The 427-nt window shown below is 68.4% G+C and carries 1 pseudogene; it reads right to left on the minus strand.

Going from position 1 to position 427, the window contains the following annotated elements:
- Nucleotides 1–228, minus strand: a pseudogene (locus GVL12_RS25850) (hypothetical protein); the annotation flags it as partial.
- Nucleotides 229–427 lie beyond the last annotated feature (199 nt).

The following is a 427-nucleotide window of genomic DNA, read 5'->3' on the forward strand; positions in this document are numbered from 1 at the left end:
GACCTGCTCGCTGCGCCCGTTCACCGACAGGGAATTCCAGATCCGGGTGAACACCCGGAACAGGTCGGCCTTGATGTTGGTGCTGCGGCCGAGCGTATCCGGCTCGTTGACGAGGGTTTCCAGGGTGGCCGCGACATAGGCGTCGCCCGCCACTTGGCTCCCCGTGAGCGCCCGAGCGTAGCGGCGCAGGTACGGCAGGTGCTGTACCACGAGTTGCGATGTCGACATTCGATCACCTGTGCCTCGCCGTGTTGCCCGGCCGCGATGCCTCGGTCCTCGACCGAGGTCGTGCCGGGGCCGGCTTGTATCCTGCGCAGCCTACCGCCCAACGCGGAGGCCCGCACTCCGTTCCGCCCCCAGCGGAACCGATCCGGCGGGCGGGCGTTGCAGCCGCAGCCATGGCGTATGTCGAGCCGCAGTACAATGC

Source organism: Pantoea sp. 18069, from assembly GCF_902706035.1.
In the GTDB taxonomy this organism is placed as follows: domain Bacteria; phylum Pseudomonadota; class Gammaproteobacteria; order Burkholderiales; family Burkholderiaceae_C; genus Comamonas.